General features: G+C 73.2%; 6 protein-coding genes. 1 reads left to right on the top strand and 5 read right to left on the bottom strand.

The features are described from left to right. The 3 genes from HMPREF0731_RS08290 to HMPREF0731_RS08280 form a co-directional block, all read right to left on the bottom strand. Nucleotides 1-2,579 (bottom strand): response regulator (locus tag HMPREF0731_RS08290; RefSeq protein ID WP_007003628.1); only part of this gene is annotated, 2,579 nt, incomplete at its 3' end. Nucleotides 2,580-2,786: 207 nt separating this feature from the next. Then, nucleotides 2,787-3,137 carry a cupin domain-containing protein gene (locus HMPREF0731_RS08285; protein ID WP_281015354.1) on the bottom strand — a complete coding sequence of 117 codons (351 nt, stop codon included), beginning with the start codon at nt 3,135-3,137 and terminating at the stop codon, nt 2,787-2,789. Then, the gene (locus HMPREF0731_RS08280; protein WP_007003626.1) at nt 3,137-3,607 is read right to left on the bottom strand and encodes a YcgN family cysteine cluster protein; all 471 of its coding nucleotides are present in this window, start codon (nt 3,605-3,607) and stop codon (nt 3,137-3,139) included. Before HMPREF0731_RS08280 ends, HMPREF0731_RS08285 begins: the two co-directional genes overlap by 1 nt. 62 nt (nt 3,608-3,669) lie before the next feature. On the opposite strand from HMPREF0731_RS08280, the gene HMPREF0731_RS08275 reads away from it, so the two are divergent. Continuing rightward, a complete protein-coding gene (locus HMPREF0731_RS08275) occupies nt 3,670-4,155 on the top strand; it encodes an MmcB family DNA repair protein (protein WP_007003625.1) in 486 nt (161 codons plus the stop codon). Between the two features lie 6 nt (nt 4,156-4,161). Here HMPREF0731_RS08275 and HMPREF0731_RS08270 read toward each other — a convergent pair whose 3' ends face one another. Beyond that, nucleotides 4,162-4,518, bottom strand: coding sequence for a DUF952 domain-containing protein (locus tag HMPREF0731_RS08270; protein ID WP_007003624.1), 357 nt, complete (start codon nt 4,516-4,518; stop codon nt 4,162-4,164). A 68-nt stretch (nt 4,519-4,586) separates the two neighbouring features. Next, nucleotides 4,587-5,033, bottom strand: a complete 447-nt coding sequence (locus HMPREF0731_RS08265) for a cell wall hydrolase (RefSeq protein WP_245538289.1) — start codon at nt 5,031-5,033, stop codon at nt 4,587-4,589. Nucleotides 5,034-5,136 lie beyond the last annotated feature (103 nt).

The following is a 5,136-nucleotide window of genomic DNA, read 5'->3' as shown; positions in this document are numbered from 1 at the left end:
CGCGCACGCCGGCCACGCGGCCAGCCGGGCTCGGGCAGGGCGGCCTGGCGCAGCGCCGCCTCCAGCTCGCGCAGCCCATAGGGCTTGGTGAGGAATTGCGCGCCGGGGAGCATGTCCGGCGTGTCCAGCCCGCCATAGCCGGAGGCGAAGATGATGCGCAGGGCCGGCCAGCGGGCGCGCGCCTGCTGCGCCAGCACCGAGCCGGAGATGCCGGGCAGGCCGATATCGGTGAAGAGCAGGTCGAACCGCTCCTTCTCCAGCGCCAGCAGGGCGCCGCGCGCGTCGCGCGCCGTCACCACCTGGCAGCCGAGATGCGCCAGCAAATCCTCGCTGTCCATCAGGATCAGCGGGTCGTCCTCGACCAGCAGCACGCGCAGGCCGCGCCCGGCCGGCGCCGCGGCGGGGCTGGCGGTGGGCAGGTGCGGGGTCGCGGCGGCGGCCAGCGCCTGGCGCCGGTCCTGCAACGCCTGGCGCACCTTGCGCGCCAGATCCTCGCGCCGGTAGGGCTTGGAGAGCAGGTTGACGCCCGGATCCAGCCGCCCGCCATGCACGATGGCGTTCTCGGTGTAGCCGGAGGTGAACAGCACCGCCGCGTGCGGCTGCATGGTCTGCACCTGGCGCGCCAGCTCGGGCGCGCGCACCGGCCCCGGCATCACCACATCGGTGAACAGCAGGTCGATCGAGACACCGCTGCGCAGCAGGGTCAGCGCGCTCTGCCCGTCGGAGCAGCGCAGCACGGTGTAGCCCAGATCCTGCAGCAGCTCGACCACGGTGGCCTGCACGGCGGGGTCGTCCTCGACCACCAGCACGGTCTCGCGCCCGCCCTCCACCGGCAGGCCGGCGAGCGGCGCCACCACCGTCTCCGCCTCATGGCTGCGCGGCAGGTAGAGGCGCACCGTGGTGCCCTGGCCGGGCTCGGAATAGATCTTGATGTGGCCGTGGCTCTGCTTGACGAAGCCATAGACCATGGACAGGCCGAGCCCGGTGCCGCGGCCCTCGCGCTTGGTGGTGAAGAAGGGCTCGAACACCTTCTCCAGCAGATCGGGCGGGATGCCGCAGCCGGTGTCGGAAACCGCCAGCATGACATACTGGCCTGGCCGCACCTCGTCATGCTGCAGCGCGTAGTAGTCGTCCAGCATGGCGTTGCCGGCCTCGATGGTCAGGCGGCCGCCACCCTCCATCGCGTCGCGCGCGTTCACCGCGAGGTTGAGCAGCGCGTTCTGCACCTGGTCCGGGTCGGCCAGCGTGTTCCACAGCCCGCCGGCGATCACCGTCTCCAGCTCGATCGCCTCGCCGAGCGCGCGGCGCAACAGGTCGTCCATCTCGCGCACCAGCCGGCCGAGATTGACCGGGCGCGGCTCCAGCGGCTGGCGGCGGGCGAAGGCCAGCAGCTGCGCCGCCAGCTTGGCGCCGCGCTCCACCGCGCCGAGCGCCATCTCGATGCGCCGGGCCTCCTCGGCCGGGCGCTCGGCCTGCTGCAGCATCTGCAGATTGCCCGACAGGATCTGCAGCAGATTGTTGAAGTCATGGGCGACACCGCCGGTCAGCTGGCCGATCGCCTCCATCTTCTGGCTCTGGCGCAGCGCCGCCTCGGTGCGGCGGCGCTCGGCCTCGCTCTCCTCCAGCGCGCGGGTGCGCACCCGCACCATCTCCTCGAGCTGGTCCTTGTAGCGCTCCAGCTCGCTGGTGACGCGGGTCTGCTCGGTGACGTCGTAGCCGAGCACGAAGATGCCGGAGACCTTGCCGTCCGGCTCCAGGATCGGCTGGTAGACGAAGTCGAGGAACACCTCGCGCGTGTCGCCGCCGGCGCCGTTCGGATCGTGCAGCCGGGCGCGCATGGCGCGGCCGATGAAGGCGCGGCCGCTGGCGAAAACATCGGCCAGGATGCCGAAGAAGGGCTGTCCGCCCAGCTCCGGCATCGCCTCGCGCACCGTCTTGCCGAGGATTCCCTGGCGCCCGACCAGCGACAGATAGGCCGCGTTGGCGATCTCGAAGACATGGTGCGGGCCGTGCAGATAGGCGGCGAAGGCCGGCGCCTGTTCGACCAGACGGCGCAGCTGGGTGCGCTCGGCGTCCAGCGCCAGGTTGACCTGCTGCACCGCCATGGCGCGGTGGAACACCGATTGCTCCAGCCCGGGCCCGGCCTCGCCGGCGCGCTGGCGCAGCGTCTGCAGCTCGGTCACGTCGTCGGTCTGCTGCAGGATGAAGGCGACCTCGCCATCGGGGCCGAGCAGCGGGGTGTGCGTCGCGCTCCAGAAGCGGTCCTCGAAATCCGGGCCGCGCGGGATGGCGTAGCGGATCAGCGCGATGGTGTGCGGGGCGCGGCTGCGCAGCACCGTCTCCAGCGACTGCCGCAGCTGCCGCGTGCCCTCGCCCCCCGGATCGTGCGGGCCGCCGGGGAAGGCGTCGAAGATGTTGCGGTCGAGGATGTCGACGGCGCTGCGGCCGGTGACGCGCAGATAGGCGTCGTTCGCCCAGAGCAGCGTGAAGCGCGCATCCATCACCACATAGGGATGCGGCGCGACGCGCAGCAATTGCTGGAAATCGGGCAGCAGGGCCGAGGCTGGCGGCAACATCATACTCCCGGGGCCGGCTGCGGATCCGGGCCCATGCCCTCGCCCCATCCCCCGTCCTGCCGCATCCGGGGCGGAAAGGAAAGCCCTGGCTGGCGGTGCCCCCCTCCGCCGCCGCGCTTCCGCCCGCCGGCACACCAGGGAGGCGAGGCGGCGCGCCGTCCCTGCCGCCTGGGGCGAGAATTCGGCGCCGGCCGGGCCGGCACCGCGGCCTCAGCCGGGCATGCCCTTCAGCTCGACCTCGACGAAGCTGAAGGCGGTGTCCGAGGTGTTCACCACATTATGCTCCGCCCCGGCCGGGCGGTGATAGGACTGGCCGGCCACCAGCGTCGCCGCCAGGGTCTCACCGCCCGGCAGTTCCAGCGTCATGGCGCCATCGGTCAGCGGCACCACCACATAGCCCCAGCCATGCCGGTGCCAGCCGGTCTCGGCGCCGGGCGGGAAGTCCCAGCGCGTCACCCGCAGCTCGGGCGTGTCGAGCTGCTGCGTGGCGGTGGCCGGCGGGCGGCAGCGCAACGGCTCGGGGGCGGGCTTGTGGCCCTGCTTCTGGAACATGTCGGACATCATCTCTCCTCTCCGGGTGGCACCGCCGGCCATTCGCCCGGCCAGTCGGCGATATGGTCCTCGAGGTCGCGCGCCGCGCGCTCGGGGATGGCGCGGCCGCGCACCGAGGCGCCGGCGCGGTGCACGCTCTCCGGGTCGCCGGAGCGCAGCGGGTGCCATTCGGGCAGGTCCCGCCCCTCGGCCACCAGGCGATAGGCGCAGGAGGGCGGCAGCCAGTCGATGCGGGCCAGGCGCTTGGGCGTCAGCTTGACGCAATCCGGCACGTGCTCGCGGCGGTTGGCGTAGTCGCGGCAGCGGCAGCTGTGGATGTCGAGCAGCCGGCAGGCGACCTCGGTATGGGCCAGTTCCTCGGTGTCCTCGTCGCGCAGCTTGTGCAGGCAGCAGCGGCCGCAGCCATCGCAGAGGCTTTCCCATTCGGCGCGGCTCATCGCCGCCAGGGTCTTGGTCTTCCAGAAGGGCAGTTCGGCCATCGCCGCATCCTAGGCCCGCCACGCTTGACGCGGGAGGGAACGGAGAGCGAACATACGGGCCCATGTCGCTTCTCACCCCCCCTCCCCTCACCCCGCCCGAGCGCACGCTGCGGGTCTGCCGGGCCGCGTCGCGGCTGTGCGGCCGGCTCGGCTGGGCGCCGCTGCTGGAGGTGCCGCTGCCCACCGGGCGCCGGCTCGACATCCTGGCGCTGCAGCCGGATGGCGATTTCACCGCGATCGAGGTGAAGAGCTGCGCCCGCGACTTCCAGACCGACGCCAAGTGGCACGAATACCGCGACTGGTGCGACCGGCTGTATTTCGCCGTCGACCTCGACTTCCCGCAGGCGCTGCTGCCGGAGGAGGCCGGGCTGATCGTCTGCGACGATGGCGAGGCCGCCATCCTGCGCCCGCCCGCCGAGCACCGGCTGCCGCCGGCGCGGCGCAAATCCCTGCTGCTGCGCTATGCCAGGCTGGCGGCCGGGCGGCTGCAGGGCATGCTGGACCCGGCGGGCGCGGCCGAGCTGCGCGCCTCGCTCAAGGTCGAGTAGCGGCCCTCAGGGGATCTCGGGCGGGAAGAGATGCGTCCCGTCCGGCCGCAGGGGCAGCGGCATCGCCCAGGCCACAGCGGTCAGCGGCAGCGGCCCGTAGAGATGCGGGAACAGGCCGGGGCGGGAGCCGCCCGCGGCCGCCTCCCAGCGCAGCGTCACGCCGAGATCGGCGGCCCGCGCCGCCACCAGCCAGAGGTCCGGCTGGCCGGCGCGGTGCTTGCGCGCGCTTTCGCGCAGCTGGGCGGCGGTCGAGAAATGCAGGTAGCCGTCCCGCGCATCCTCGGCGCTGCCGCGATAGGCGCCGGCGGCGCGGGCCTCCTGCCAGTCCGCGTCGCGGACCATGGTGTAGATGATCGGTTCCATGGCCCCGGTGTAGCGGAGCGGCGCGGGCCGGCGAAGGCCGCGCGCGGCATCCTGGGGTGTGGCCGCGCTCAGCGCGCGGCGGGGCCGGCGCGGTAGAACAGCAGCGTGCCGATCTCGGCCACCGGCACCAGCCCGGCGGCCCAGGAGGGCAGTTCCTCCACCCCATGCGCATGGGTGGCGCCGCCGGTCGGGTCCGGCAGGGCGCCGGCGGCGGCGCGCGCGGCGATGCGGCGGCAGATCGCCATGGCCGGGTCGCCCGGCGGGATGGCCAGCATCAGCGCGTGGCGCAGATGCCGGCGGTTCCAGCAGGAGAACTGGAAAGGCGCGCGGCAGATCGCCGACAGGCCCTGGCCCCATTGCGTCACCGCGCCGCTCTCGGCCAGGCGGACGCGGTTCATGATCAGGGCGGCCAGCGCCTCGATGCCGCGCACCGGGCGGGTCCCGGCCTCGGCCCAGAGGGTCATCGCCAGCACTTCCTGCGGCGAGACGAGGGTGCGGGCATAGGGAGCGGTCATGGCGGTGCTCATGGCGGTTGCGCTCGGATGCAGGAGGGGGGGAAGGCCCGGGACGCTCCCGGGCGGGATCGGCCGGGGCGGCGCCGGCTCAGTCGCGCTCGCC

The organism is Pseudoroseomonas cervicalis ATCC 49957, from assembly GCF_000164635.1.
GTDB classification, from domain to species: Bacteria; Pseudomonadota; Alphaproteobacteria; order Acetobacterales; family Acetobacteraceae; genus Pseudoroseomonas; species Pseudoroseomonas cervicalis.
Note: the sequence above shows the minus strand (reverse complement) of the source record. Positions and strands in the feature narration are given on the sequence as shown.

Bases quoted from the DNA above. Each gene is read 5' to 3' on its own strand.
- HMPREF0731_RS08270 (WP_007003624.1), bottom strand. From the start codon at position 4,518: ATGGAACCGATCATCTACACCATGGTCCGCGACGCGGACTGGCAGGAG.
- HMPREF0731_RS08265 (WP_245538289.1), bottom strand. From the start codon at position 5,033: ATGACCGCTCCCTATGCCCGCACCCTCGTCTCGCCGCAGGAAGTGCTG.
- HMPREF0731_RS08280 (WP_007003626.1), bottom strand. From the start codon at position 3,607: ATGGCCGAACTGCCCTTCTGGAAGACCAAGACCCTGGCGGCGATGAGC.
- HMPREF0731_RS08285 (WP_281015354.1), bottom strand. From the start codon at position 3,137: ATGTCCGACATGTTCCAGAAGCAGGGCCACAAGCCCGCCCCCGAGCCG.
- HMPREF0731_RS08275 (WP_007003625.1), top strand. From the start codon at position 3,670: ATGTCGCTTCTCACCCCCCCTCCCCTCACCCCGCCCGAGCGCACGCTG.